Raw genomic sequence first — 24531 nt, 5'->3', positions numbered from 1 at the left:
TTGGCAAGAGCAGTGCTCACATTTGTGTGCGGTGATCTGAAGTGGGAGCCTGGGGACATGAGTCCGGCCCGCACTGCCCGCGCCCTCGCCCGCGAGACCATCACCCGCGAGATCCTCGACTCGGCCCGCGCGCGGCTGAGCACCGACGGCCCTGCCGCACTGTCGCTGCGCGCCGTCGCGCGCGACGTCGAGATGGTCTCGTCCGCCGTCTACCGGTACTTCCCCAGCCGCGACGCCCTGCTCACGGCGCTCCTCATCGAGGCCTACGACGAGCTGGGCGAGGCCGCCGAGGCCGCGGAGGCGGGCGTCGCCGACCGCTCGGACATCGCGGCGCGCTGGCTCGCGACGTTCCGCGCCGTCCGCGGGTGGTGCATCGCGCACCCGGGTGAGTTCGGGCTGCTCTACGGCACGCCCGTGCCCGGTTATGCCGCGCCGCGGGACACCGTCGACCCGGCCACCCGCGTGGTGCGCGTGCTCGTCCGCATCGTCGGGGACGCCTACGCGGCCGGGGCGCGCCCGGTGGTCGCGCCGCCGCCTGCCGGGGCCTCCGGGACGATGGCGCCCGCACTGGCGTTCATCGCGGAGCACGGGCTGATGGACGGCGTCGACCCGGCGGACGGCGAGCTGCCGGAGACGATCCGCCGCGCCGTCATGGCGTGGACGATGCTGTTCGGCCTGATCTCGTTCGAGCTGTTCGGGCACCAGGAGGGTTCGGTCGCCGACTCGGCGGCATGGCTCGACGAGGTGGCGCTGCGGCTCCTCGCGGACCTGGGGATCGGGGCCTGACGGCGGAGCCCGGACGGCGCGGAAGGGGCCCCGGACCCGCCGCGCGGGCGAAGAGTGACCAATGCATGCGACGCGGCAGGCTTCCGCCCGGTAACCTGGTACTTCCGGCCCAGGTGGCGCGCTCAGCTCGCAGCAGCCAGGGCCATCACCAGCAGTTGCCACGAGCAGTATCGACAAGCACAGAAGAAGGTCGCAGTGCCCACCGGCAAGGTCAAGTGGTTCGACACCGACAAAGGTTTCGGTTTCATCGCCAGCGAGGACGGCGGCGAGGTATTTCTGCATGCGTCCGCCCTGCCCGACGGCGTCGTGCCCAAGCCCGGCGCGCGGGTGGACTTCGGGGTGGCCGACGGCCGCCGCGGTCCGCAGGCGCTCGCGGTCAAGGTGCTCGACGTCGCGCCGTCGGTCGCCAAGGCCAAGCGGAAGTCCGCCGACGACATGGCTGTGCTCGTCGGCGATCTCACGCAGATGCTGGACGGCGTCGCCAATGACCTGCGCAAGGGGCGCTATCCGAAGAACCCGGAGATCCTTGCCAAGATGTTGCGCAAGGTCGCAGACGACTTCGACGCCTGAACCCCCACGAGGTCCCGAGGAACATGGTGACGATCACCGCGCCCGCCACACGAACGCCCACCCGGCGGGTCGCCGCACGCTCGAGCCGAGACGCCGTGCTGAACGGCGCGGCCGAGCTCGCGCGCGCCGCCGCGCAGGAGGTGGCTGAGCGACCGGACGACGTCGGGGAGCACCTCGGCACCCTCTTCGAGGACGAGCGGGTGGTCTCGCACCGCTTCGCGGCGACCATGCGGGGGTACCGCGGCTGGCACTGGACGGTCACGGTGACGCGCGTGCCACGCGGCCGGACCGCCACCATCAGCGAGGTCGAGCTGCTGCCGGGCGACGAGGCGATCCTCGCCCCGGCCTGGCTGCCGTGGTCCGAGCGGCTGCGCCCGGGCGACGTCGGCCCGGGCGACGTGCTGCCGTTCCGCGACGACGACCCGCGGCTCGAGCCCGGCTACACCCCGACGGGTGACCCCGAGACGGACGAGGTGGCGATCGACGAGCTCGCGCTCGCCCGCGCCCGCGTGCTGTCCCCGCAGGGCCGGGATGAGGCCGCCGAGCGCTGGTACCGCGGGTCGCGCGGCCCCACCACGGCGGGGTCCGTTGCGGCGGCCGCCGAGTGCATGACCTGCGCGTTCCTCATCCCGCTGTCCGGCTCGATGGGCCAGCTCTTCGGGGTGTGCGCCAACGAGTGGTCGCCCGACGACGGCAAGGTGGTCTCCCTCGACCACGGCTGCGGCGCGCACTCGGAGACCGACGTCGAGGAGCACCCGACCGACTGGCCGGCGCCCGCGCCGCTGATCGACGAGCACGAGGTGGAGATCGCCTCGGCGGGCGAGTCCGCGGCACCGCTGGACGGGTCTGCTGACTCGCTGGTCGAGCCTGTCGGTTCGGTGGTCGAGCCTGTCGAGACCTCCAGCAACGGGGGCGAATCTCCCACGTGACCCGCGACCCCTTCGGTACCGGCGCGTTGCGGCGCGCGGTGACCGAGGCGTGGGGTGCGTCGCCGACCCGCTTCCGCGAGGACGCGAACTCCGAGGAGGACCACGCGCGCGGCTACTACCGCGACCGCGTGGTGGTGGAGCTCGCGCAGAACGCCGCCGACGCCGCCGCGCGCGCCGGGGTGCCCGGGCGGCTGACGCTGCGGCTGGAGGCGGTCGGGCCTGGGGCTGGCGGCTCGGGTGAGGTGAGCTCCGGTGGCGGTTCCGACGGCTCGGGCTGGCGGCTCGTCGCCGCCAACACGGGCGCGCCGCTCGACGCCGACGGCGTCGCGTCGCTGGCGTCGCTCCGGGCCTCCGCGAAGGTCGGGCTGCCAGACGGCGCGGCTCCGGGGTCCGCCGGCGTCGTGGGGCGGTTCGGGGTCGGGTTCGCCGCAGTCCGGTCGGTTTCGGACGACGTGCTGGTCCGGTCGCGCGACGGCGGCGTGCGGTTCTCGCTGGCCGAGACGCGCGAGGAGCTGGGGTTGTCGGCGGCTCCGTCGGGCGGCTCTGCTGACGGTGACGCTGCGGCGCGCCTGACGGCATCGGCCGCGGCGCGCGGCGACGCCCTGCCCGTGCTCCGGCTCCCGTTTCCTGCCCCCGCGACCACGCCGGACGAGCCGGACACCGTGGTCGAGCTCGTGCTGCGCGACGCCGTCGCGGTCGCCGCCGTGCGCGCCCAGCTCGCCGCGGTCGACGACGCCCTCCTGCTCGCCCTCCCGGCACTCGACGAAGTGGTGATCGAGGACGACTTCGCAGGTCAGCCGGAACTTGAACCCCACGGCACCGCCGAGGGTGCGTCCGCGCGGGAACTGCGCGACGTCGGGTCGCGGTGGCGTGTGCACCGGGCGTCCGGGGCGCTGGACCCCGACGAGTCGCTGCCGTCCGAGGCGCGTCGTCCGGACTGGTCGGTGCTCTGGGCACTGCCCGTGGCGAGGCGACACGTGCCGGAGGGCACCGTGCTGCACGCGCCCACGCCCACGGACGTGCGGCTCACGTTCCCGGCGCTGCTCATCGCGTCGTTCCCGGTGGACCCGGGGCGCCGCGGAGTGCTGCCGGGGCCGACGTCGGACCGGGTGGCCGCCGAGGCAGGCCGCGCCTACGCCGCGTTCCTCGGCGAGCTCGGCGCCGAGCGCCGAGATCCGGCCGGGAGCTATGACGCGCTGCTGGGGGAGCCCGCCGCGGGGCACGACATCCTCGGGCTGGTGCCGACCGGGCTCCCGGCGAGCGACGTCGACGCGATGATCCGCGCGTCCGCCGTCGCGGCGCTGCGCGACACCCCGCTTCTGCCGGTGAGCCCGCCGGATCACGCGCTCGGGACCCAGATCGGTGAAGGGGAAGCAGACGCCCCGGTGCCGCGGGTCGCGCCGTCGGACGCCGCCTTCCTCGCCGGGCCGCTCGGCGAGGACCCGGCGCTCGCCCGCGCGCTCGCGATGGGCACCCCCAGGGCCCTGGTCGTCGTCCCCGTGCGACACCAGGCCCTCGTGCGCTCGCTCGGGGCGGACTCACTCGGCCTCGCCGACCTGGTCGAGGCCCTCCCGGCCGACTCGGGCATCGTGTACGCGGCCCTCGACGCCCTCGCACCGCACACGGGAGAACCCACGGTGCTCGAGGCGATCGCCGGGGCGCCGCTCCCGCTCGCCGACGGGCGCGTGACTCGCGGCGCCCGGGGGACCGTGCTGCTCGACGCCCCGCACCTCGCCGGGATCGCCCGCGCGCTCGGGGTCCGGGTGATCCACCCGGACGCCGCCCATCCCGTCCTGGAGCGGGCCGGCGCCGCGCCCACCACGCCGCGCGGGCTGCTCGCGGACCCCGCGGTGCGGTCGACGGCGCTCGCCGCCGCCGAGCACGTGCTGGACGATTCCGACGCCGACCAGCTCGGGGCCGTCCTGTCGGCTCGGCCACCGGCGGGGTCGGCGCACGAGGAATCGTGGGCACAGGACGAGCCGACCCCCGCCGAGACCGTCTCGGCCGTGCTCGAGCTGGCGCACCTCGCCGTCGCCGAGCCCGGCCCGGGCGACCTTCCGTTCTGGCTGGGGGAGCTCCCCGTCGTCGCGGCCGACGCCGTGGTCCCGCTCCGCGAGGCGGCGCTGCCGGGTACGTGGGCTGCCCGGAACCTGGACCTCGCCGTGGTGCGCTACGACGTCGTCGAGCGCTGGGGCGGCGAGACCCTCGGTGCAGCGGGGGCCCGCGCCGACCTCGGCGTCTACCGCGTCGTCGACGTCGTGACGCCCGATCGCGACGAGGCCGACTACGGCGCCGACGACCCCGCGGGCTGGCTCTCCGACTGGGACGAGTACCTCGAACACCTCGCGGACGAGCTGGGCGCCGGGGCGTGGATCGGCGACGCGGAGGCGGTGCCCGACCTCGACGCACTGCGGGACACGGCAGGCACCGACCTAGCCGAGCAGAGCTCGCTCGCCGCGGCGCTCGCCCGCATCTCCACCGACCCGGGTCTGCGCCGCGCCCTCCTGACGCCCGTGCGCTCGCCGGACGCTCCTGGGCGGGAGGCGGCGTCGTACACGGCGTGGTTCCTGCGGCGTCGCCTCGGTGCGCCGTTCGCGCTCGGGGACACGCCGCTGCTGCCACCCGCCCCGCCCGAGACCACCGGTCTGGGCGTGGATCTCCTGACCGCGCTCGGGGGGCGACACAACCTGGCTGACCTGCGCGGACACGACTGGCCGGCGGTCCTGGAGCGGCTACCCGGGGCGCAGGGGGCGGTGCCCGCGCGGCTCTCCGCCGATGTTGCTCGTGCGGTCTGGGCGGGGCTCGCCGCGCTCGCCCGCGCCGGCGACCCCCGGGTCATCGCCCCTTCCCGGCTCCCCGCCCTCGGTCCGGCCGGCGTCACGGTGGAGAGCGCGGACGACCTGGCCGTCGCCACATCGCCCCGGTGGGCCCAGCTCGGCCCGGTGGTCCCCGCCCCGGCCGACGTCGGCGAGGCGCTCGCCGAGCTGCTGGACCTCCCGTTCGAGGGCGATACCGACATCGCGCCCGACGAACCCGGCGAGCCGGTCGAGCTAGATCCGCGGGTCCGAGCCCTCGCGCCGGGCGCGCCGGCGACATGGCGTCGCCATGACGCGCTGTCGGTGGAGGGCAAGCGTGTTGCGTGGTGGGTGTCCCAAGCTGTTCCGTACGCCGCCTCGCCCGAGGGCCTGGCGCGAGCGCTGGCCGAGCTCACGGGCGCGGACCCCCTCCTTCTGGAGGCGGCACTGCGCGACCCGGCGCGTGCGGAGGAGCTGAGCGCCGAGCGCGCCTGGGACTGAGCGCGGCCCGGAAGTCGAGACAGGTGCCGCGACAGGCTCCGCCCGCGGCCGGCGAGCGGTGGCGGTTACCGGTGGCCTTACCGGTGGCGGCGCGCCCAGAGCAGGCCGAGCCCGCCGAGCGCGATGCCCGTGCCGCAGATCGCGACGGCTTCCAGGTTGCCGCGGCCGGTGATCGTGAGGATCAGCGCGACGATCAGCCCGATCGCGAACAGACCGATACCCGCGCCGAAGATCCGGTAGAGGTCGGCGCGCGGGGCCGGCGGGCTGGGCCGACGCTCCTCGGGGTGAGCCAGCAGCGAGCGGATCGTTGGCACTCTGCCAGTGTACGGACGAGGGGTCGGCGAGCCCGTTGGCGTCATTGCGCGCCCCGGGTGAATTCCGCCCCGCCGGGGGGTTCCGCGCGCAGCGCGTTCATGATCGGGGTCAGCGCCTCGAGGATCTGGTCGTAGGAGCGTCGGTAGGCGGCGGCGGAGCGGCCGTAGGGGTCCACGACGCCGTCGTCGTGGTGGCGGCCGGCGTGCCTCGGCCGCTCCAGGAGCGCGGCGGATACGAGGGCGGCGAGCCGGGCGGCGTCGTCCTGCCCCACGACGGCGCCGGGCACCAGCGTGCTCGACAGCCGGCCCAGCTCCATGACGGTGAGGGTGCGGCGGACGGCGGCCGGCACGCGGTCGACCACCCAGGCGCGGTGCGCCGGGGTCAAGGTGAGGACAAGATCGGCCCCGCTGATGAGCTCGGGGGTGAGCTGTCGCGCGGCGAAGTCGGCGGGCGGGAATCCGTTGGCGGCCAGGAGCCTGGCCATCGGCTCGGCGATGGGGTGACCGACCAGCGCATTCGTCCCGGCGCTGCCGACGGTGACGGACGCGTCGAGCACGTGGCGCAGGAGGGTCTCGACCGCCGGGGAGCGGCAGATGTTGCCCGTACAGACGGTGAGCACGGTAAAGGGCATGAAGGGTGCCTCCCTCGGTGGTTGTGGCGTGCCTGAGCGTAGTTCTTGCTCCGCATTGCATGAACTCTGCCGAGATTCCGGTGGTTTATGGGGATTGGCGCGAGCTTTGACTATGTGCAAATTCACGATGATTGCGTGCAAATGCACAGAGGCCAATTCGCCGCGCCCGCCCGGCATGTCGCGGGTACCGTAACGCGTACTGCGCGCAGAGCCATCAGGAGGTCCGGTGACGCACCCTGGATGGGGCGAGAAATGGGCGGGCACACCGGTGTTCCCACCCAAAGGTAGCCCAGCTGAAAGAACGCAGATCAGTAATAGCGCCGACGTGAGCGCCAAGGTCGTGCCGCTCAGGAGGGCCGGATCACCCGACCCGGGAAGTGCGGCCACCGGAGGTCTCGGCACCGCCATCGCGGAGCGCAGGGCGCTGCCCGCACCGACGCCGTGGAAGAAGCCGACGCCGCCCAGGCCGGCATTCTGGACCCGTCGGCGGCGGCGGAACCTGAAGATCGCCGTGCTGAGCGTGGTGGGGCTCGTCGTGCTCCTCGGGATCCTCGTCGCATGGGTGGCGCTGGACGCCGTCCGGGCCCGCGGCTCGCTGGAACAGGCGGCGCGCAGCGTCGACACCCTGCAGGCCGACGCCGTCGCGGGTCGCACCGAGAGCCTCGACGCCACCGTTGCCGACCTGCAGAGACACGCGGCCGACGCCCGAGGTGCGACCGACGGGCCGCACTGGTCCCTCGTGAGCCGGCTGCCCGTCGTCGGACCGACCGTCGAGGCTGTTGCCGCCATGGCGGCAACGGTCGATCAGCTGGCCCAGGGACCGCTGCCGCGGCTCGCCGAGGTGGTCGAGGTGGTGGACCCGGCCACGCTCTCGCCGACGGACGGACGCGTGGATCTCGAGCCCCTGCAGGAGGTGGCGCCGGAGGTGAAGCTGGCCGATCAGTCCGTCGGGTACGCGCTGCAGAGCGTGGAGGGCATCGACGGCTCGCCGATGTTGCCGCAGGTGGCGGACGCGGTCGCTGACCTGGAGGGACAGCTCCTCGACCTGCGGATGTCGACGGCGACGGCGTCGCGCGCCGCGCAGCTCATCCCGCCGATGCTGGGCGCCGACGGGCCGCGGGACTACCTCGTGCTGGTGCAGAACAACGCGGAGCCGCGGTCGCTCGGTGGCATCACGGGGACCGCGATGGTGCTCCACGCCGACGACGGCGAGATCGAGCTCACCGACCAGCGTCCGGGGTCGATGGTGGGACCGTTCAAGGAGCCGGTTGTCCAGCTGACCGAGGAAGAGCAGCGGATCTTCGGCGGCGGGGACCTGGGGCGGTGGATGCAGAACGTGACGTCGACGCCGGACTTTCCGAGGTCGGCCGAGATAGCGCGCGAGATGTGGCGGCGCGAGACCGGGCTGACCGTGGACGGTGTGCTGACGGCGGACCCGGCGGTACTGGCCGGGCTGATGGGCGAGGTCGACACCGGCCCGGGCGGTGTGCTCAAGGGCGAGAAGCTCGTGGCCTACCTGCTCAACGGGGTCTACAAGACGCAGACGCCCGCGGCGCAGGACGCGATCTTCGCGGAGACGGCCGAGCAGGCGTTCGCGACCCTGTCGGCGGGAGCCGGCGATCCGGCCCAGAGGGTCGACGCCCTGGCCGACGCGGCCCGCGAGGGCCGGCTGCTGGTGTGGTCCAGCGAACCGGCCGAGGCGGACCTCTTGGAGGGCACGGTGCTCGACGGGGCGCTCCGCGGTGTGAACGGCGACCACCCGGTGGTCGGCGTCTTTACCCAGGGTATTCAGATGGCGAAGATTGCCTACTACGTCGACACCGAAGTGGCCGTGGAGGAGCGGGAGACGCGCCCGGACGGATCGCGGGAGCTGGCCGTGACCGTCACCTACACATCGCGCGTCGACGCAGACGAGGTGACCAATCTGTCGCAGTACATCGTGGGCTATGAGGAGAGCCGACCGGGTGAGATCCGGCTGCGTGCGCTCGTCTATGCGCCGGCCGGCGGGGGAATCAACTCCGTGTCCGAGAATTCCGAAGATATCGGGCTATCGCCGCAGAAGCATGACCAGCTCTGGCTGACATTCCGCGATATCACGCTGCGCCCGGGCGCGACTTCCTCTGTTACGTATGTAATTATCACCGGGAAGCATCAGGACGGAGACGTCATTCTGCGGACAACCCCGGGCCCCCGGCCCGCGAAGGTGTCCATCACAGAATGACGTTCCGGACTGAGGAAACCGACTGAGGGAACGCGCGTCTCGCGCTGGATATGCCGGGTCGCGGTGTCCGGTGCGAAGGCACCGATATCGACGTGCAGCAGTTAACGCCACAACACCAGGGGACTGAGCAATGCTTCGACGCCTCATCAGCGCGATGGCCATCACGGCAGCTGCCGTGCTGGCCCCAGCGGCGGCCGCGGCCGCAGACGACGGGTACGGGCCCGGCGAACCTCCGTGCTTCCTGGCCTTTACGGACCAGACCGTGACCGCGGGCGAGGGCTTCGGTTACACCATCGCTTGCGAGAGCCTCGCGAGCGAGACCGTCACGGTCCAGGCTGCTCCCGAGGGGCAGACCGGCACGGTCGACCAGGAGGTGGAAGTGGCCGGTACCAGCGCGGAAACCTTCACGCTCGACGAAGAGGGCCTCGCGTACGTCGACGTGACCGTCTCCGCACCCGGCGACTTCAACTTCCAGGTCCTCGACACAGCCGGCGATCCGCTGTCCGAGGTCTTCACGATCACCGCCCTCGCGGCTGGGGACGACGACAACGGGGGGGACGACGACAACGAGGGTGGACTGGCTGTGACCGGTTCCTCGAGCCTCCCGTACCTCGTGATCGCCGGCGGCCTGCTGGTCCTCGGTTCGGCCGCGATCGTGGCGACCCGAGTCCGGGTTCGCCGCAGCTGACCCACCGGGACCGCCCCTCAGGCGGCTTCCTGATCGGCCCACGCGCTGCACCTCTCCGTGGAGGTGAGGTGCAGCGCGCGCCGTCATCGCATTGATGGATAGGTCCCGATGCACGAGTCCAGGAGCGGATCTTGACCATCGACAATCGTCTTCCCGCAGACGTCGACAGCCAGGCTGCGGATCTCGAGCGGCGGCTGGCCGTCCGAGATCATCTCCGCATCGGGTCGATGACAGCGCCGTCGCACCACCGGGGGCCGGCGGCTCGCTGGCAGGACGTGATCGTCCGACGGGCTCTCTTCGTCGACATCGCGGCTGTCACCGCGGCGGTCGCCTTCGGGTACGTGCTTCGGTTCGACCGGAGCATCGAGGCGGATCTCTTCGAGCCGCGAGGCGGCCAGTACTTCCTCATCTCGGTCGTGGTCGCCGAGGCGTGGGTCCTTGCGCTCGGTGTCGTCGGCTCACGTAGCCCGCGGGTCCTCGGCTCGGGCCGGGAGGAGTACCTCCGCGTCGTGCGGGCCACGCTCGCACTCTTCGGGCTCGCCGCGATCATCTGCTATCTCGTCAAGTTCGATCTGGCACGGTCGTACGTGGCAGTCACCCTCCCGATCGGGATCGCGCTGGTGGTGGGTGGCCGGTGGCTGCTCGCGCACAAGCTGCACCGGGAACGGGCACGGGGCGAGTTCCAGCGGCGCACGCTGGTCATCGGGGCGCGCGATGCCGTCATCGACCTCTGCCGCAGGGTGGATCGCACCCACCAGGCCGGGTTCCAGGTGGTCGGGGTCTGCCTTCCGGGCGGGACAGCGATCCCGTCACCGATCGACGGCGTGCCGGTGCTCGGCCGCATCGAGGACGCCGCGGACGTCGCGCGCGACCACGACGTCGACGCGGTGGCGGTGACTGCGTCCGACGGCGCGACGCCGCAGGCGCTCAAGCAGCTCGCCTGGGACCTGGAACCCACGGCCGCGGAGCTCGTGGTGGTGCCGGCACTTGCCGACATCGCGAGCCCTCGACTGATGATCACGCCGGTCGACGGCGTGCCGGTCGTGCAGGTCTCGCCCCCGGGTTACACGGGGACGCAGCACGCGATCAAGCGGATCTTCGACGTGGTGGTCGCCACGCTGATCCTGCTGACCGTCGCCGTGCCGATGCTCGTCCTGGCATGCCTGGTCTGCCTGACCAGCCCGGGTCCGGCGATGTTCAGACAGCAGCGGATCGGTCAGCACGGCAAGCCCTTCACCCTCTTCAAGCTCCGGTCGATGCGGCTGGACGCGGAAGCGGAGCTCGCCACGGTGCTCGGCGGTGACGTCGGCGTGTTCTACAAGCCGAAGGCGGACCCGCGCGTCACCCGGCTCGGCCGGTTCCTGCGCAAGTACTCGCTCGACGAGTTTCCACAGCTGCTCAACGTGATCAAGGGCGACATGAGCCTGGTCGGCCCACGCCCGCAGGTGGAGCTCGAGGTTGCGCAGTACGACGACGCGCTGAGGCGCCGTCTGTTCGTCAAGCCGGGCCTGACCGGCCTGTGGCAGGTGAGCGGTCGCAACGACCTGTCGATCGACCAGGGCACGCGTCTGGACCTCTACTACGTGGAGAACTGGAGCCTGCTGGGCGACATCGGAATCATGCTGCGGACGGCGCGAGCGGTCTTCGCGCCGAGCGGGGCGTACTAGACCGACAGGAGCGTCATGCCCGGAGTTCGGCTTGTCACCGTGAGCTATAACAGCGCGGAGGTCCTGCGGCAGTACTGGTCCACGGCCATAGATGCGGCGTGGACGGTCGTGGACAACGCGTCGTCGGACGGCTCGGTCGAGACAGCGAGATCCTTGGGCGCGCACGTCATAGCGCTCGCGCAGAACGTCGGGTTCGCGGCGGCGAACAACCGTGGCGTGGCGGAGAGCGATGAGGACGTCCTGATCTTCTGCAACCCGGACGTGCAGGTGACCGCATCAGGGATCGCGACGCTTGCCGAGCGTGTTCGTCGTGAAGGCGGGATCATCGCGCCACAGCTCGTGAACCCGGACGGGTCGCTCCAGGAGAACGGACGTGGAGCGCCAACCATGATCCGCAAGGTACGTCACATGCTGGGGCGGCACGACGACGGATACCTCCGATTCGCCGACGTGGGTGAGTCCGTCGACGTCGTGTGGGCGATGGGGGCCGCTGTCGCCGTACGGCGGTCCGACTTCGAACGACTCGGCGGGTGGGACGAGGGCTTCTTCATCTACTACGAGGACTCGGACATCTGCATGCGGGCGCATGCGGCCGGTATGCGCGTCCGCGTGGACGGCGACGTCCGGTGGACGCACGGGTGGGGACGCGAGACGCGGCGCGGGTTCTCCCTTGGCGCGTGGCGGCACGAGCTTCGTTCGGCCGCGCGCTTCTACCGGGTCCACCCGCACTGCCTCCTGCCCTTCGGCAGGTTCGCTCGCCGGATCAGGCAGATCGAGGCCGCGGGCCTGCGTGCAAGGGGCGCAGTGGCGTGACGACGTCGGAAACGCTGCCGGTGTCATTGATCATGACCGTGCTGAACGAGGAACTGAGCCTTCCCGGGTTCCTCCAGTCTGTCGAGGAGCAGTCACTTCCGCCGGACGAGGTCGTCGTCGTGGACGGCGGGTCGACCGACAGGACCCTGGCCGTGCTCTCGGCGTGGAGTGACCGCGCCTCGATCAAGGTCAGGGTCGTCGAGTCGCCCGGCGCGAACATCTCGGCAGGCCGCAACCAGGCCATCGAGCACGCCCAGCACGACCTGATCGCGGTGACCGATGCCGGTACGGTGCTCGAACCGCAATGGCTCGAGGAACTCGTGCAGGCCCGGACGCGTAAGGGAGCAGACGTCGTGTCGGGCTTCTTCGAGCCGACCTGGTCCTCATGGAACGAGCGCATGTTCGCGACGCTCCTGATGCCCGTCCTGGACGAGATCGATCCGGACCGGTTCCTACCGTCCAGTCGCTCGCTCCTCGTCTCCCGGCACGCATGGAGCGCCGCGGGCGGATACCCAGAGTGGCTCGACTACTGCGAGGACCTTGTCTTCGATCTGGCGTTGAGACGAGCGTGCATGGAGTTCGTATTCCAGCCCACGGCGATCGCGAAGTGGTCGGCACGAGGCACATGGCACGCATATACGAAGCAGTACTACCGCTATGCCCGAGGCGACGGGAAGTCCGGCCTGTGGCCTCGGCGTCACGCGCTGCGCTATGGCGCGTACACGGTGGGTGCCGTCGGTTTGCTGGCGCCGTTTGGTGTCGTGCCTCGCCTCGCGCTCGCCCTCGGCTTCGCGTTCTATGCGGCCAAGTTCTGTCGCCGGGCCTGGGCGCGCAGACCGAAAGGTTGGCACCGGGTGCTTCGGCTGCTCGTCAGCGTGCCCGCGGTCGTCGTGGTGGGCGATGTGGCAAAGATGGTGGGCTATCCGGTTGGGGTGGTATGGCGTCTGCGGCGACTGCGTAGGACGAACGGGGCCGGAGAGCCCGTACGCGACGCCTCAGGGCGTGACATCTGTGACAACGGAACCGTTCTTTGCCGTCAGCCACGGAGGAGCGATGTGCCGCTGCGGTCGGGGCACGCTGTGCCGCGGGGGTAGGGCGTCGGTCGCGAGTGTCCGTGCGGGAACCTCTTCTCCGCTCTCGGCTTGTGGCTTGATGACCGGAGCGGCAGCGCGCCGAGATGGTCCCTGCGCCGTGCCGTCCCCATCGCTCGGCCCGTAGGTGTAGTACCCGTACCGGTAGCCTCCGGTGTCCTCCCACTTCATCTTGTTCAGTACGACTCCGAGGACGCGAGCGTTCACCGAACTCATGTTGCCAAGCGACTGGAGCAGCTGGTCACGCCGGACGAGACCGGACCCGGTGACCATCAGCGCGCCGTTGGTCATCTTGGCGATGAGGGCCGCGTCGGTGACTGGCAGGAGCGGAGGTGTGTCGATGATGACGTAGTCGTACTGCTCGCGGACCTGCTCGATGAGTTTCGCCATCGCGCGGGACCCGACCAGCTCCGCCGGGTTCGGCGGGATCGCTCCCGAGGGAACGACAAACAGGCCGGCCGAGCCCCACGGCTGAATGACGTCCTGCAGCTCAGCGCGATGGATCAGAACGGTCGTCAGTCCTACTGAACCTTCGATGCCGAGGTAGTTCGCGATGGACGGCCGGCGGAGGTCGGCGTCGATGAGCAGTACCCGGGCGTCCGCATCGGCCAGTGTGATCGCCAGGTTGATCGCCGTGGTCGACTTCCCTTCGTTCGGTACCGACGAGACGACGACCATCGCCTGTGGACCACCCTCGAGATCCAGGAACTGGAGATTTGTTCGTAGTCGGCGGAATGCCTCCGACCGCGCATGGTGGGGGCTGCTCTGAACCACGAGGGGATGATCGAGAGCGGTTTCGTCGAGGGGGATGTGCCCGATGACGGCGGTATCGGTCAGCGCTACGACGTCCTCCTCCGAGCGCACGCGGGTGTCGAGTACCTCCCGCAGCGCCGCCAGACCGGCGCCGAGCATCAGGCCGGTGATGAGGGCGACGGCGACATTGAGGCGGATGTTCGGCGCGCTAGGCGCTGTCGGGACCACCGCGTTGCGTACGACCTCGAGCCGGACCGGAGACGTTTCCTCCTCGACCGGGGTCTCCAGCTCGGCAACTTCCTTGGCGAGGTTCTGCGCGACGGCGTCTGAGATCTTGGCGGCCAGCACCGGCTCCTCGTCGGTGGCGGAGATCTGGATGAGCACTGTGTCTGCCGGTGACTCCGCCGTGACGCGCTTGCGGAGCGCGGGTGTGCCCGTGTCGAGACCGAGCTCCTCCACGACGGGATCCAGTACCCGTTCGGCACCGACGAGGTTGGTGTAAGAGACGACCTGGCGCTGCACATACGTTGCGCCTGCGTTCAGCTCCGTCGTGGTCTGCGCAGAGCTGAACGAGACGAATACCAGGGACTGCGCTGTGTAGAGAGGGGGCTGTGAGTAGGAGTACACGAGGACGACCAGCAAGCACGCCAGCACAGGGGCCACAATGAACGTCCAACGCTTTCTGGCGACTCTGACGTAGTCGATGATGCCCACGAGACCCCCAATGTCCGATTCTGCAGGCGACGGTTCACGAAACTGACGTGGTGCAAGTTCTGCAACAATCTAACGAGTGCGGTGAGAATCCGCGTGTGGAGCGCGCGAGCCGATCGGCAATCGGGCGGCACGTGCGACAGCTCCGAACGACCGCCTTGCGGCCGGCGCGATCATTCCCTTCCAATATCCGGGATCATCTCCGGCGATGTGCATGGAAACGATCGGCATGAGGAGGAAGGCAATCATGAACGGAACTACCTCTACCGACTGGTAGACGAAAGTTTCGAGGACTGCTCCCAGCATCCCCGCTCGCAACCAGGCGTGCCGCTTGTCCACTGCCATGATTGTGGCGATCATGAGTGCGTAGTACAGAACGGCCCCGATCAGGCCCACGCTGATGAGCTGCTGGAGAATTCCGGACTCGACCACGCCCGACGATGCCTCTCCGAAGTTCTGCGTGATATTCGTGTACATGCCGGTGTACCCCCCGATGACCATCGGAGAATCCGCCCACAGTTCGAGGGCGTTCATCCACCCTGTGATGCGGCCGGCATTTCCGCCCGCCTCGAGGTCCACCGAGCTCGCGATTCGGGTTGCGTAGATCGTGTCGCGCATGACGAGTGACAGGATCATCGCGAGTGAGATCCCGGCGAACACGAACCGCACGCGCTGCGACGCATTTCTCGAGGTGACGGCGAACGCGGCGATGCCGAATATGAGGATCATTGCCCCCGAGCGGGAGAAGCTGACGACGACAGCGACCGCGAAGACCGCGGCAAGCAGGCTGTAGATGGCCCGTCGGCGGCTGGACCAGAGCTGCGCGAACACGAAGAAGACCAGCGAGATAAAGAGCGGGTAGTGCAGGAAGCTTCCGCTCAGGCCCGAGGGGCGCACCAGGCCTCCGAGGCTCGCCAGGTCGCTTCCAGGCAAGACATCGAGGAGCAGCTGCGCCTGCTGGGCCGTCGCGGCGACGACCGACGCCACGCCTGCTGCACCGAGCCAGAACGGAACATTGATCTTCCGAGCAGCCTCGAAATAATTGGAGCTGAAGAACCACATCGGCACCGCGAAAAGAAGCATGACGGCGACGTAGATCCACGCGGCCGTAAATTCTTTGAACATGCTGACGTATGATCCGGAAAGGATGGTCACCAACGCGAAGCAATACAGGAATACGCCGTTCCGTGCCGAGGCCCTGGTCGGGGTGGGTCCCGAGACCCAGAGTGCGACCACGACAAGGGCCAGCGCCATTGCTTGTGCGGCGTAGCCGGCACCTTTGCCGATTGTTATTTCCAGGACGCCTCTACTGCACGTCGCGAATACGCAGATGCCGAAGGCGAAGCTGGAGAACGTGATACCGCCGTGGCCGCGTCGGGGTTGGATCCGGCCGGCAGTGGGGTGCGGGGGAAGGCCCGGCCCTGCCCTGGTAGCAGGTCGCAGGGGCATCATCGTCCTTCTTCCGTTCAATCAAGACACGGACCTCGAGGGCTGCGAGCCTGCAGGCGCGATACACGCAGTTCGTCCGGCTCCAGCAGGAGCGTCGGCTCCCGGCGAGGATATTCGGGAAAGTTGCTTCCGGCGAGGCGAGATCGCGAGCGGACACAGTACGTCGCGTTTGCATCGTTTGCCTGTCTTGCGTATGCGCAAGTATGGCCGCAGCCATAAGCAGTCCGACCTCGACCTGCCACTGCCGGCGTTCCCCGCTAATGTCGTGTCAACTCGATCGGACATTTCCGTCGTCGTGAGCACAGGGGGGCACTGCGTTGGCCGGTACGGATGCCCAAGAGTCCGGCACCGCGCTCGGTGAGCAGGCTGCCAGAGGCGGTGCCGTCACGATGGCCTCGCAGGTTGCCCGGGTCGGCATCCAGCTCGTGTCGCTCACCGTGCTCGCCCGTCTGCTCGATCCCCGGGACTACGGGTACGTGGCGATGGTGCTCGCTGTTGCCGGGATCGCCGACCTCTTGCAGGACTTCGGGCTCTCGAAGGCCGCGATCCAGGCGCGGACGTTGACTCCGGGTCAGCGGGACAACCTGTTCTGGATCAACTCCGCACTCGGAGTCCTGGCCGGTGCCGTCGTGGCGCTCGTTGCGCCGCTGATCGCGTCCGCGTATGGCGAGCCGGCGCTCGAAAGCGTCGCCCGTTGGATCGCGGTTGTCTTCGTGCTCAGCGGGCTCGTGTCACAGTTTCGGGCGAGCCTACTTCGCGGCTTGCGGTTCACGACGGTCGCCGGCGTGGAGGTCACGGCGTCGTTCACCGGCATGTGCGTGGCGATCGCGGTGGCGGTCGCGACCGGGTCGTACTGGGCCCTCGTGGCGCAGCAGGTCGCGGTCGTCCTGGTCTCGACGATCCTGACGATCGGTCTGGCTGGGTGGCGGCCCGGGCTCCCGGACCGGCACGCGTCGGTCCGGGAGCAGGTCTCGTACGGGGCGCACCTGCTCGGCGCGCAGGTCGTGAACTACGTGGGAATGAACGTCGACACGGTAGTAGTGGGTGCCCGGTTCGGGGCAGTCGCGACCGGCCTGTACAACCGTGCGTTCCAGATGATGATGCTGCCGGTGGGCCAGCTCATCTGGCCCGCCGCGCGCGTGGCGCTACCAGTACTTTCCCGAGTGCGGCACGACCTCGGCCCGTACGTGCGATACGTGATCAGGGGGCAGGCGGTCCTGGGGCACGCCATCGTGCCACTGCTGATGCTCCTCGTCTTCCTGCCGCGCCCCATCGTCGAGGTCGTTCTCGGCTCACGCTGGCTCGACCTCGTGCCGCTGGTTTCGGCGCTCGCCGTAGCCGGCATCTTCCAGGTCCTGACGGCGATACCAGGCTGGATCTTCATGTCGGCGGGCGTCACGAAGGCGCAGTTCCGACTGGCCCTGTGCACCAGGCCGTTCGTCGTCGTGGCCGTATTGGCCGGGAGCTACTGGGGGCTGATGGGCGTAGCGGTCGGATATACGGCGGCTACCGCCGCCCTCTGGCCGGTCAGCCTCTGGTGGGCTGGGCGCGCGGGGAAGGTATCTGTGCGTGGTGTGGCATTGGGGGCGGTCCGGGTGATCGTGGCGCACGCGGTCGCCGGCGCGGCGGCCGGCGGGCTGACGCACCTGATCGGTTCGCAGTACCCGTGGGTGTCGATCGGCATTGCGGCCGTTGCGATGGTGCTGGTGCTGAGCGTCGAGGTGGCGCTGTGGCCAGCGCTCAGGAACGACGCCCGCCTGCTGGCACGGGCGGGGGGCATGCTCACGAGCCGGGCACGCGAGGCGTCGTAGTCGACTTGAGCCTTCGGAGCACCTTCTGCGACAGATCACTCACGTGCTCTACAGCCGCATGTGGACCGAGCGCCCGCCACACGGGCTCGCCATGATTGTCGCGGGGTGGCACACCGAATGTCTCCTCGAACCGGTGCGTGACCGGGACAGAAGCACCGCGCAGGGTATATCCGGAGTGGTTCTCGCCCGTGTCCACCTGGTATGCGGCGCCCCTGAAGGGGAGCCGGGCGAGCTGAAAACCGTCATCGGCGAGCCAGTCCAGGGCGTCGTGGTGGGCGCCGAGGATTGCGTGCAGACGCTCTCCGTAGCCTTCAGCGACCTGTGTCTGGTCGGCGTGCATGTCAAGTCGGTCCGGCACCGCGTAGGCGTCGTAGCGCACCACGTGGCTGGTGCCGCACACGTGGTTGAAGGTTCGTTGAGGCCGGTAGGTCTGGCGGGCCCGGGAGTAGATGTAGCCGTTCGTAAGGACCCAGCCCGGGGCGTCCGGTCTCTGGGCTACGAAGCCGGCCAGGCCGCGGTGCACGAAGTCGTCGGCGTCGACGATCATGACGTGGTCGGGCTTCACCGCGCGCGCCGCGAGCAGCCCGATACCGATCTTGGTGCCCTTGTCCCAGACGAACGCGTCTCGCGGGGTCCTCGGCCCTCTGGTCAGGACGGGAGGCGGGAAATCGACAGGGATGAAGTGGACCTTGTCCGGCAGCGGGAACCCCGGTTCCTTGTTGCCGACAACGAAGACGACGAAGTCCGGGTGATCCTGCGCGGTGAGCGATCTCAGGGTGTCCCGCAGCAGCGCCTCTACTCGTGGGTAGTCGTCCGAGTTCAGGGGGTGGCGCAGCGACGTGACGAAGGCGATCACACGGGCTCCCGGGCGGCGAGTCTTCGGGCCTGGCTCAGGGCGTCGTCCAGATCCGACGCGAACCGAGCGGTGCGCAGGACGTGGGTGTACTCGGCGTACACGGTGCTGATCTTCCCGTAGCTGTTGTCGAGCACCACATGGGGAACCTCCAGCAGTCCGGCAAGAATGTGGGCGTGCAGGCGGTCCACGACGGCCACCGGCCGATCACGGAGGAGGCGCACGCCGCCGCGGACGTTGATCGCGTTGATCGCGCTGATGCAGGTGCGCATCAGTGGCTGGAAGGCCGGCCTGCGCAGTGCCGGCACCCGATGTGCCAACCGCGGGAGGGCGCGGAGCAGGTGCCACGCGACGGCGTCGGGACCGAGGTTCTTCCAGTCGGCCCGGTCTGCCGGCGCTACGAGCTCGGCCCCTAGGTCGACGGAGCCGAGCCCGGAAGCAGCTTCCTTGTCGGTGCGCGCCAGCACCAGCGGACGTCGGGCGGTCCGCGTGGGGCGACGTCGCGGGGGCTGCCATCCGAGCGCCGTGTCCCAGCAGTACCGCGTCGCTACGTCCGGCAGCTGCCGCTCGGCGCGCGCCGACGAGCCCTGGTCCCGGACGAGGAGCGTGAAGTCAGGATGTGCGCCGAGCTCTGCGTTTGCCTGCTCGGCCTTCGCCTGCGAGGCGAAATAGACGGACTGGGGGAGCTGGACGATCGGGAGATCCGGCAGGTCGCGCGCCGCCTGTTCCCGGTGCAGCTGGTGCCCGTACCACAGGTCGCCGAAGTTGCCGCCGCCGTGAATGAGCACCACACCGCCCTCGGGCAGGCTCGCGCGGACCGCGTCGGCGTCGTACCCCCCGAGGTCGCTGACGTGCCGCAGCCGGAGTCCGAGGGCCGTGAAGTACATGCGCTCACCGAGCCAGATGAGGGTGTCGCCGACATTGCGCTGGTTCGGTGCCTGGAGCAATGCGACGTCCCGCCCGCTACCGATGACGTCCGCGAGGACGTCGAGCGTGGCCAACCGGATCTCGTGGAGCGACCTCGGGCGGTGCAGTATCTCCGTCATGCGGCCTCGATCGGGGCGAGGCTGCGGCCCGCCGCAGCGCTGTCCCACAGGTCCGTCGGGAATTCCCGGTACAGGGCATCGCCATCCCAGCCTGAGAGGTCAGGAGTCTCGGCGGGGCGACGGAGCGCCTCGTCGAGGGTCGCGGCCGGCGTGGGCATCGGGCGACCGGTGCCCTCGTAGTAGTCCTGGTACTTGAACGGCTTCTCGTGGCCGCTGAGCAGTGTGGCTGGGATGCCGAGCGCCTCGGCCACGATCACCCCGTGCAGGGACGATGCGATGACCCGCTCGCTCTGGGCGATGGTGCGCAGGACGTGCCACAAGCCCGAGCGGGGGCTGACCGCGCAAGGGTGGTTCTTGAGGCGGTCCCAGTCGTGCAGGTTCGGGACCACGGTAAGGGCGTGCGCCTTGGTTGCGGACCACCGGGCGAGGACGGGGAACAGGTCGGGCAACAACAGCGCCGGGTCTCCGTACACCGCGGGCACGTCCTGGCCGCGGTCGGCCAGGAACGCGCGGGTGCGCGGTCCGCGGACCGCGCGTACGTCCAGGGCGGTGAAGCGGTGCCGGCCGACCCGCACGCTCGGGTTGACGCCGGAACCCCAGATGACGTCGCCGTCGCGCGCGACGTGCATCACGGAGCCGACGGTGATGAGGCGTCCGGGGCGGGTCGGGGCATGCCACCCAAGGTCCTCACGGTCGCAGATCCCCTGGACGATGAGGGGTCCCAGGAGGTCGCCGAAATTGTTTGTCCGCGGACCGAAGAACCGGTCCCGGAAAGGCCGGGGAAGCTTGTTGTGCCGGGGATTCCAGGCGAATGTCTCCATGATGGATCTCTCCGGGGTGCGGCATTACTCGCTATGCCCGATCGTTGAGTTTGGAATTGAGCACCAGGAAATCACGATGCTCGCCGAACGGCGACCCGGACCCGACTCCGGCCAGGACACCGAGAGACTCCCACATGCCGGCGATCGCACCGCATGCCTTGTCACCCGCCCGACGGCCCCGGAACAGGAGGGCGAAGCGCGAGGAGAGGGCGACTGCCTTCCGCCCGGACATCCAGGGGCTGCGCGCGGTCGCCGTGCTCGCGGTCGTCGCGGACCACGTCGTCGGCTGGCCACACAGCGGTTTCGTGGGTGTGGACGTGTTCTTCGTGATCTCCGGCTACCTGATCACCGGCATGCTCCTCCGCGAGTACGAGCGCACAGGGTCCGTGTCATTCACCGGTTTCTACGTGCGCCGGATCAAGCGGATCGTGCCGGCGGCGGTTGCCGTGCTCTTCGTGACCGTCTGTGCGTCCTACGTCCTGATCGAGGGCCGGATCCGTGACGTGATCATCGATGCCGCCGCGGCGGCCGCGTTCCTGTCGAACTGGCAGTTCGCCCGGATCGGTACCGACTACTTCCAGCTCGACAAGCCGCCGTCGCCCCTCCAGCACTACTGGTCGCTTTCGGTCGAGGAGCAGTTCTACATGGTCTGGCCGTGGCTGCTGCTCGGCCTCCTGTTGCTCGGTGTGCGGTTCCTGGGCTGGCGGCGTGAGCATGCGCGGCTGGTCGCCGGCGTGGCGGTCGGCATCATCGCGCTCGCTTCGTTCGGCTGGGCACTTCACGAGACATCCGCCGTTGCGAAGGTGGCGTACTTCTCCACCTTCTCGCGGGCCTGGGAGCTCGGCCTCGGCGCGCTGATCGCTGTCGTTGCCCCGTGGCTTCGGCTCGCGTCCCGCGCGGTCCGGGTGGTGCTGGCATGGTCAGGGCTCGGCGGGATCGTGGCGGCTGTGCTGCTGGTACCTGAGGGCGCGGGCTTCCCCGCGCCCTGGGCGCTACTGCCGGTGGTGGCCACCGCGCTGGTGATCGCCGCAGGCGAGGGCGGCCCGGTGGCGGTGCCCGTGCTGACTAATCGGGTGTCGGTCTACCTGGGCGAGATCTCGTACAGCTTGTACCTGTGGCACTGGCCGGTGGCGGTACTTCTGGTGAGTCTTCTGCCGCGCGGGAGCGCGCTGTACCTGGCGGTGGCGCTCGGTGGGACGCTCGCGCTGTCCGCGCCGTCGTACCGCTGGCTGGAGCAGCCGACGCGGCGAGCGGACTGGTTCAGGTGGGCGCGCCGGGCGGACGGCGCGAGGCATCGGCCCACGGGACCCGCCCCGGGGTGGTACCGCATAGTCGGATTGGCCGGGGCGGTGGTGCTGGTCGCAGTGGTGGCCGACGCCGGTGTCCGTGCGGCGCAGCCTGAAGAGCACGAGGCGGCGCCGGTGGTCAGCGTCGGCCGGACGCTGGCGGAACCTGGAGACTGCTTCGGCGCGGCAGCGCTCGATCCCGCGCACGACTGCGCCCGTCTGAACGCGGGCACAGCGGTGACGCCGCTTCCGCGGGCAGCGCTGCCGGACACAGGTGAGGCGTTCGCCTGCTTCATGGCGGCGTCGGAGGCGCTGCGCACGTGCGACCTGGGCAGCGACGCACCGGACGCGTACCGGGTGGCGCTCGTGGGCGACAGCCACGCCGCCCAGCTGGTCCCGGCGCTGGAGCCGCAGCTCGAGAAGCTGAACTGGCGCGTGACGACATTCGTCGGCTGGGGCTGCCGTTGGTTCGTGCCGGGGCCGGAGGTGCGCTTTTGCCGAGCCAGCCTGCCCGCGATCCAGGACCGGGTGACCTCGGGCGAGTTCGACCTGGTCCTGACAACCTCCCAGCGCGGGACCACCACGGTGGCGGCGGACCATGCCGAGGTGATGAGGGAGGCCGTGGCCGCTGGAGTCCGCGTGATCGTGGTCGCCGACAACCCGGAGGCGAACCGTGACGCCGTCGAGTGTGTCGGCCGCGTCTGGTTCGACGTGGCCGACGGCTGCGGGACCTTGCAGGCCGACGCCTTCGACGCACCGGACCCGGTGGCCGAGGCGGGACGTTCGGTCGATGGTGTCGACGTGGTGGACCTGACCCGTTACTACTGTGCGGACGGGTACTGCCCGTCGGTGGTCGGGAACGTCGTCGTGTACCGGGATGCGGGCGGGCACGTCACCGCGACCTGGGCCCGGACTCTCGGCCCGTACCTCCTGGCGGAGGTACAGCGGGCGCTCGAACGCGGATCGGGTGCGGTCTCCGCCGCCGAACCTGAACCATGACGGCATCATCCGCGCTTCCCTCGCCGTTGATGAGATGACCCGCACCGAGGCATGCGCGCCCGGATGGAGGCTGCGGGACTGCTGCGCCCGCTGACCTGGCGGCTCGGTTTGCCGGTCTTCGTCTGACCCGCTTCGTCGTGACTCCTGACCGGCTGCAAGCCCCCCACAAGTTTCCTGCAAGGCCCCCTCCCTACGTTGGGTCCTGGCGCTGATGACGCCGCGTTCACCCCCGTCCCCCGGGCGGTGAGCAACGACGTTCGCCCCCTGTCCCCCAGGGGGCGAACGTCAGACACACGGTCCGTCGAGGAGGTGACAAGGCATGAGGCGAGCGTTTTTCTCAACCTGTGTGGCGGCAGTCGTCGCGGTGGCCGCGGTGGGTTGCACCGCAGCAGCAGGTTCGGAACTGTCCGGGGCCGACGCCGCGCAGGCCGACGCGGCAGACGTCGACGCCGCAGACGCCGACGCAGCGGCCCGCGAGCTGACCGACGCGGAGCAGGTGCAGGTGGACCAGGCGCTGGAGCTCCTGGTCCGGGACTGCATGAAGGCCGAGGGCTTTCGCTACGTGCCGGTGCGGGTGGCGAGCGTCGAGGAGCGACAGGGCTTCGGCTACGTGCTCGACGACGTCGGCTGGGCGCGGGAGCACGGCTACGGGCTGGAGCTGGAGAGCCGGGTCGTCGAGATCCAGCAGAACGACCCCAACCACGCCTACGCCAACGCGCTGCCGGAGCCGGAGCGGCTGCGCTGGTCGACGGCCCTGGACGGTGACCCGGCCGACGGGATGCTGACCGCCGAGCTGCCCATGGGCGGCACGGTCCAGACCCCGCGCGACAGCTGTTTCACGCAGGCGAAGGACGAGCTCTATGGGGACTTCGCCGCCTGGTTCCAGGCCGAGAAGGTGGCAACCAACCTCGTCGGCATCTATGCGGAGGACATCATCGCGGACGAGCGCTTCGAGGTGGAGCTCGCCGCCTGGTCGGACTGCATGAGCCGGCGTGGGCACGACTATCCGGACCCGCCCGCGATCCGCGAGGACCTGCCCGGTCTCGTGAAGGGCCTCAGCGACGAGAAGGCGCGCGCCGTCGAGAAGGAGCTGGCGGTCGCGGAGGCCACGTGTGCCGTCCGGGAGACATCGCTGGTCAGCACCGCGCGCGACCTGGAGGACGAGTACCGCGGCGAGCTGGAGCAGTACCAGGACAGCGTCGCCGACTACCAGCGGATGCAGGTCGTGGCGCTGGACCACGCCCGGCGGGTCCTGGCCCGCTGAACCGGCACCACCCCACCAATCAAGGAGGAATCATGCGCAAGGTTTCCGTGCTGCTCGCGACGCTGGGCCTCGTGGCCGCAGGCGTGCTGTTCCCCGTGACCAGCGCCCAGGCGTCGATCAACTGCGACGCCGAGTGGCGCGACGCGTCGTCGGGCTACTTCTACGCCTACGACTACCTCAACTGCGACAACACGCTGGGCAAGGACTCAGGCAACGACTCGAACTGGGGCGACGTTGCCGGCGGCTTCCAGAGCAGCGACAGCAACAATGCGTCCTCGCTGCTGCACAAGGGCTCGTCCGGGATGGCCGTCAAGGTCTACGACAAGACCGGCTACGCGGGCGCCTACTCGTGCATCAAGAAGTCCGAGTACTACGTCAGCAACCTCCAGGACGACCACCTGACGGGCGGCGGTCCGGGCTCCGGCTCGGTCGAGGCGTCGAACACCATCAGCTCTCACAAGTGGGTCGAGGAATCGTCGTGCGGCGGCGCTTTCCTGCACTGAACTTCCGTCTCTTGCCCTGAGGCGAGAG

20 protein-coding genes are annotated in these 24531 nt (G+C 69.9%); 13 read left to right on the top strand and 7 right to left on the bottom strand.

Annotated features, from left to right (window positions below):
* The first annotated feature begins 57 nt into the window (after nt 1–57).
* The 4 genes from ACFT2C_RS15265 to ACFT2C_RS15250 all read left to right on the top strand — a co-directional run bounded on the left by ACFT2C_RS15265 (nt 58) and on the right by ACFT2C_RS15250 (nt 5581).
* On the top strand, nt 58–786 hold the full coding sequence (locus ACFT2C_RS15265; protein ID WP_377207911.1) for a TetR/AcrR family transcriptional regulator: 729 nt from the start codon (nt 58–60) through the stop codon (nt 784–786).
* Nucleotides 787–981: 195 nt separating this feature from the next.
* Nucleotides 982–1356, top strand: coding sequence for a cold-shock protein (locus ACFT2C_RS15260; protein WP_377207910.1), 375 nt, complete (start codon nt 982–984; stop codon nt 1354–1356).
* Between the two features lie 23 nt (nt 1357–1379).
* A complete protein-coding gene (locus ACFT2C_RS15255; RefSeq protein WP_377207909.1) occupies nt 1380–2285 on the top strand; it encodes a DUF3027 domain-containing protein in 906 nt (301 codons plus the stop codon).
* Nucleotides 2282–5581, top strand: coding sequence for a sacsin N-terminal ATP-binding-like domain-containing protein (locus ACFT2C_RS15250; RefSeq protein ID WP_377207908.1), 3300 nt, complete (start codon nt 2282–2284; stop codon nt 5579–5581). Before ACFT2C_RS15255 ends, ACFT2C_RS15250 begins: the two co-directional genes overlap by 4 nt.
* Before the next feature lie 77 nt (nt 5582–5658).
* On the opposite strand, the gene ACFT2C_RS15245 is transcribed toward ACFT2C_RS15250, so the two are convergent.
* Nucleotides 5659–5895 (bottom strand): DUF2530 domain-containing protein, encoded by a 237-nt coding sequence (locus tag ACFT2C_RS15245; RefSeq protein ID WP_377207907.1) that lies wholly within the window; start codon nt 5893–5895, stop codon nt 5659–5661.
* Nucleotides 5896–5936: 41 nt separating this feature from the next.
* Nucleotides 5937–6527: a low molecular weight phosphatase family protein gene (locus ACFT2C_RS15240; protein WP_377207906.1), complete on the bottom strand. Its 591-nt coding sequence runs from the start codon at nt 6525–6527 to the stop codon at nt 5937–5939.
* 325 nt (nt 6528–6852) lie between these two features.
* Here ACFT2C_RS15240 and ACFT2C_RS15235 point away from each other — a divergent pair, with 325 nt between their 5' ends.
* The 5 genes from ACFT2C_RS15235 to ACFT2C_RS15215 all read left to right on the top strand — a co-directional run bounded on the left by ACFT2C_RS15235 (nt 6853) and on the right by ACFT2C_RS15215 (nt 13010).
* Complete coding sequence (locus ACFT2C_RS15235; RefSeq protein ID WP_377207905.1) at nt 6853–8748, top strand: DUF4012 domain-containing protein; 1896 nt, start codon at nt 6853–6855, stop codon at nt 8746–8748.
* 130 nt (nt 8749–8878) lie between these two features.
* Nucleotides 8879–9436, top strand: coding sequence for a hypothetical protein (locus ACFT2C_RS15230; protein WP_377207904.1), 558 nt, complete (start codon nt 8879–8881; stop codon nt 9434–9436).
* Between the two features lie 131 nt (nt 9437–9567).
* The gene (locus ACFT2C_RS15225) at nt 9568–11103 is read left to right on the top strand and encodes a sugar transferase (protein ID WP_377207903.1); all 1536 of its coding nucleotides are present in this window, start codon (nt 9568–9570) and stop codon (nt 11101–11103) included.
* Between the two features lie 39 nt (nt 11104–11142).
* A complete protein-coding gene (locus ACFT2C_RS15220; RefSeq protein ID WP_377207902.1) occupies nt 11143–11916 on the top strand; it encodes a glycosyltransferase family 2 protein in 774 nt (257 codons plus the stop codon).
* Nucleotides 11913–13010 (top strand): glycosyltransferase, encoded by a 1098-nt coding sequence (locus ACFT2C_RS15215; RefSeq protein WP_377207901.1) that lies wholly within the window; start codon nt 11913–11915, stop codon nt 13008–13010. Before ACFT2C_RS15220 ends, ACFT2C_RS15215 begins: the two co-directional genes overlap by 4 nt.
* Here the strand turns inward: ACFT2C_RS15215 and ACFT2C_RS15210 are convergent.
* Nucleotides 12912–14474 carry a polysaccharide biosynthesis tyrosine autokinase gene (locus ACFT2C_RS15210; RefSeq protein ID WP_377207900.1) on the bottom strand — a complete coding sequence of 521 codons (1563 nt, stop codon included), beginning with the start codon at nt 14472–14474 and terminating at the stop codon, nt 12912–12914. The genes ACFT2C_RS15215 and ACFT2C_RS15210 overlap by 99 nt on opposite strands.
* 69 nt (nt 14475–14543) lie before the next feature.
* Nucleotides 14544–15626, bottom strand: a complete 1083-nt coding sequence (locus ACFT2C_RS15205) for an O-antigen ligase family protein (protein ID WP_377207899.1) — start codon at nt 15624–15626, stop codon at nt 14544–14546.
* A 611-nt stretch (nt 15627–16237) separates the two neighbouring features.
* Between ACFT2C_RS15205 and ACFT2C_RS15200 the strand changes: the two genes are divergently transcribed.
* Nucleotides 16238–17731 (top strand): lipopolysaccharide biosynthesis protein, encoded by a 1494-nt coding sequence (locus tag ACFT2C_RS15200; RefSeq protein ID WP_377207898.1) that lies wholly within the window; start codon nt 16238–16240, stop codon nt 17729–17731.
* Here the strand turns inward: ACFT2C_RS15200 and ACFT2C_RS15195 are convergent.
* Genes ACFT2C_RS15195 through ACFT2C_RS15185 form a run of 3 tightly spaced genes read right to left on the bottom strand, consistent with a single transcriptional unit; the run spans nt 17703 to nt 20259 of the window.
* A complete protein-coding gene (locus ACFT2C_RS15195) occupies nt 17703–18587 on the bottom strand; it encodes a glycosyltransferase family A protein (protein ID WP_377207897.1) in 885 nt (294 codons plus the stop codon). The genes ACFT2C_RS15200 and ACFT2C_RS15195 overlap by 29 nt on opposite strands.
* Nucleotides 18584–19630, bottom strand: coding sequence for a polysaccharide pyruvyl transferase family protein (locus ACFT2C_RS15190; protein WP_377207896.1), 1047 nt, complete (start codon nt 19628–19630; stop codon nt 18584–18586). Before ACFT2C_RS15190 ends, ACFT2C_RS15195 begins: the two co-directional genes overlap by 4 nt.
* Entirely contained in the window at nt 19627–20259 is a 633-nt protein-coding gene (locus ACFT2C_RS15185) for a polysaccharide pyruvyl transferase family protein (protein WP_377207931.1), read from the bottom strand. The genes ACFT2C_RS15190 and ACFT2C_RS15185 overlap by 4 nt, the downstream gene beginning before the upstream one ends.
* 326 nt (nt 20260–20585) lie before the next feature.
* Between ACFT2C_RS15185 and ACFT2C_RS15180 the strand changes: the two genes are divergently transcribed.
* The 3 genes from ACFT2C_RS15180 to ACFT2C_RS15170 all read left to right on the top strand — a co-directional run bounded on the left by ACFT2C_RS15180 (nt 20586) and on the right by ACFT2C_RS15170 (nt 24503).
* Nucleotides 20586–22736, top strand: coding sequence for an acyltransferase family protein (locus tag ACFT2C_RS15180; RefSeq protein WP_377207895.1), 2151 nt, complete (start codon nt 20586–20588; stop codon nt 22734–22736).
* Nucleotides 22737–23055: 319 nt separating this feature from the next.
* On the top strand, nt 23056–24000 hold the full coding sequence (locus tag ACFT2C_RS15175) for a hypothetical protein (RefSeq protein WP_377207894.1): 945 nt from the start codon (nt 23056–23058) through the stop codon (nt 23998–24000).
* A gap of 32 nt (nt 24001–24032) precedes the next feature.
* Nucleotides 24033–24503 carry a hypothetical protein gene (locus ACFT2C_RS15170; RefSeq protein WP_377207893.1) on the top strand — a complete coding sequence of 157 codons (471 nt, stop codon included), beginning with the start codon at nt 24033–24035 and terminating at the stop codon, nt 24501–24503.
* Nucleotides 24504–24531: the final 28 nt, after the last annotated feature.

Origin of the sequence: Promicromonospora sp. NPDC057138, from assembly GCF_042670845.1 — a bacterium.
GTDB lineage: Bacteria > Actinomycetota > Actinomycetes > Actinomycetales > Cellulomonadaceae > Promicromonospora.
The sequence above is the reverse complement of the archived record's forward strand: the minus strand, read 5'-3'. Positions and strand labels throughout refer to the sequence as shown.

Excerpts from the sequence above, each read along its gene's own strand:
- ACFT2C_RS15265 (WP_377207911.1), top strand. The coding sequence starts at position 58 with ATGAGTCCGGCCCGCACTGCCCGCGCCCTCGCCCGCGAGACCATCACC.
- ACFT2C_RS15255 (WP_377207909.1), top strand. The coding sequence starts at position 1,380 with ATGGTGACGATCACCGCGCCCGCCACACGAACGCCCACCCGGCGGGTC.
- ACFT2C_RS15240 (WP_377207906.1), bottom strand. The coding sequence starts at position 6,527 with ATGCCCTTTACCGTGCTCACCGTCTGTACGGGCAACATCTGCCGCTCC.
- ACFT2C_RS15230 (WP_377207904.1), top strand. The coding sequence starts at position 8,879 with ATGCTTCGACGCCTCATCAGCGCGATGGCCATCACGGCAGCTGCCGTG.
- ACFT2C_RS15190 (WP_377207896.1), bottom strand. The coding sequence starts at position 19,630 with ATGACGGAGATACTGCACCGCCCGAGGTCGCTCCACGAGATCCGGTTG.
- ACFT2C_RS15185 (WP_377207931.1), bottom strand. The coding sequence starts at position 20,259 with ATGCACGTCGCGCGCGACGGCGACGTCATCTGGGGTTCCGGCGTCAAC.
- ACFT2C_RS15180 (WP_377207895.1), top strand. The coding sequence starts at position 20,586 with ATGCCGGCGATCGCACCGCATGCCTTGTCACCCGCCCGACGGCCCCGG.
- ACFT2C_RS15175 (WP_377207894.1), top strand. The coding sequence starts at position 23,056 with ATGAGGCGAGCGTTTTTCTCAACCTGTGTGGCGGCAGTCGTCGCGGTG.
- ACFT2C_RS15170 (WP_377207893.1), top strand. The coding sequence starts at position 24,033 with ATGCGCAAGGTTTCCGTGCTGCTCGCGACGCTGGGCCTCGTGGCCGCA.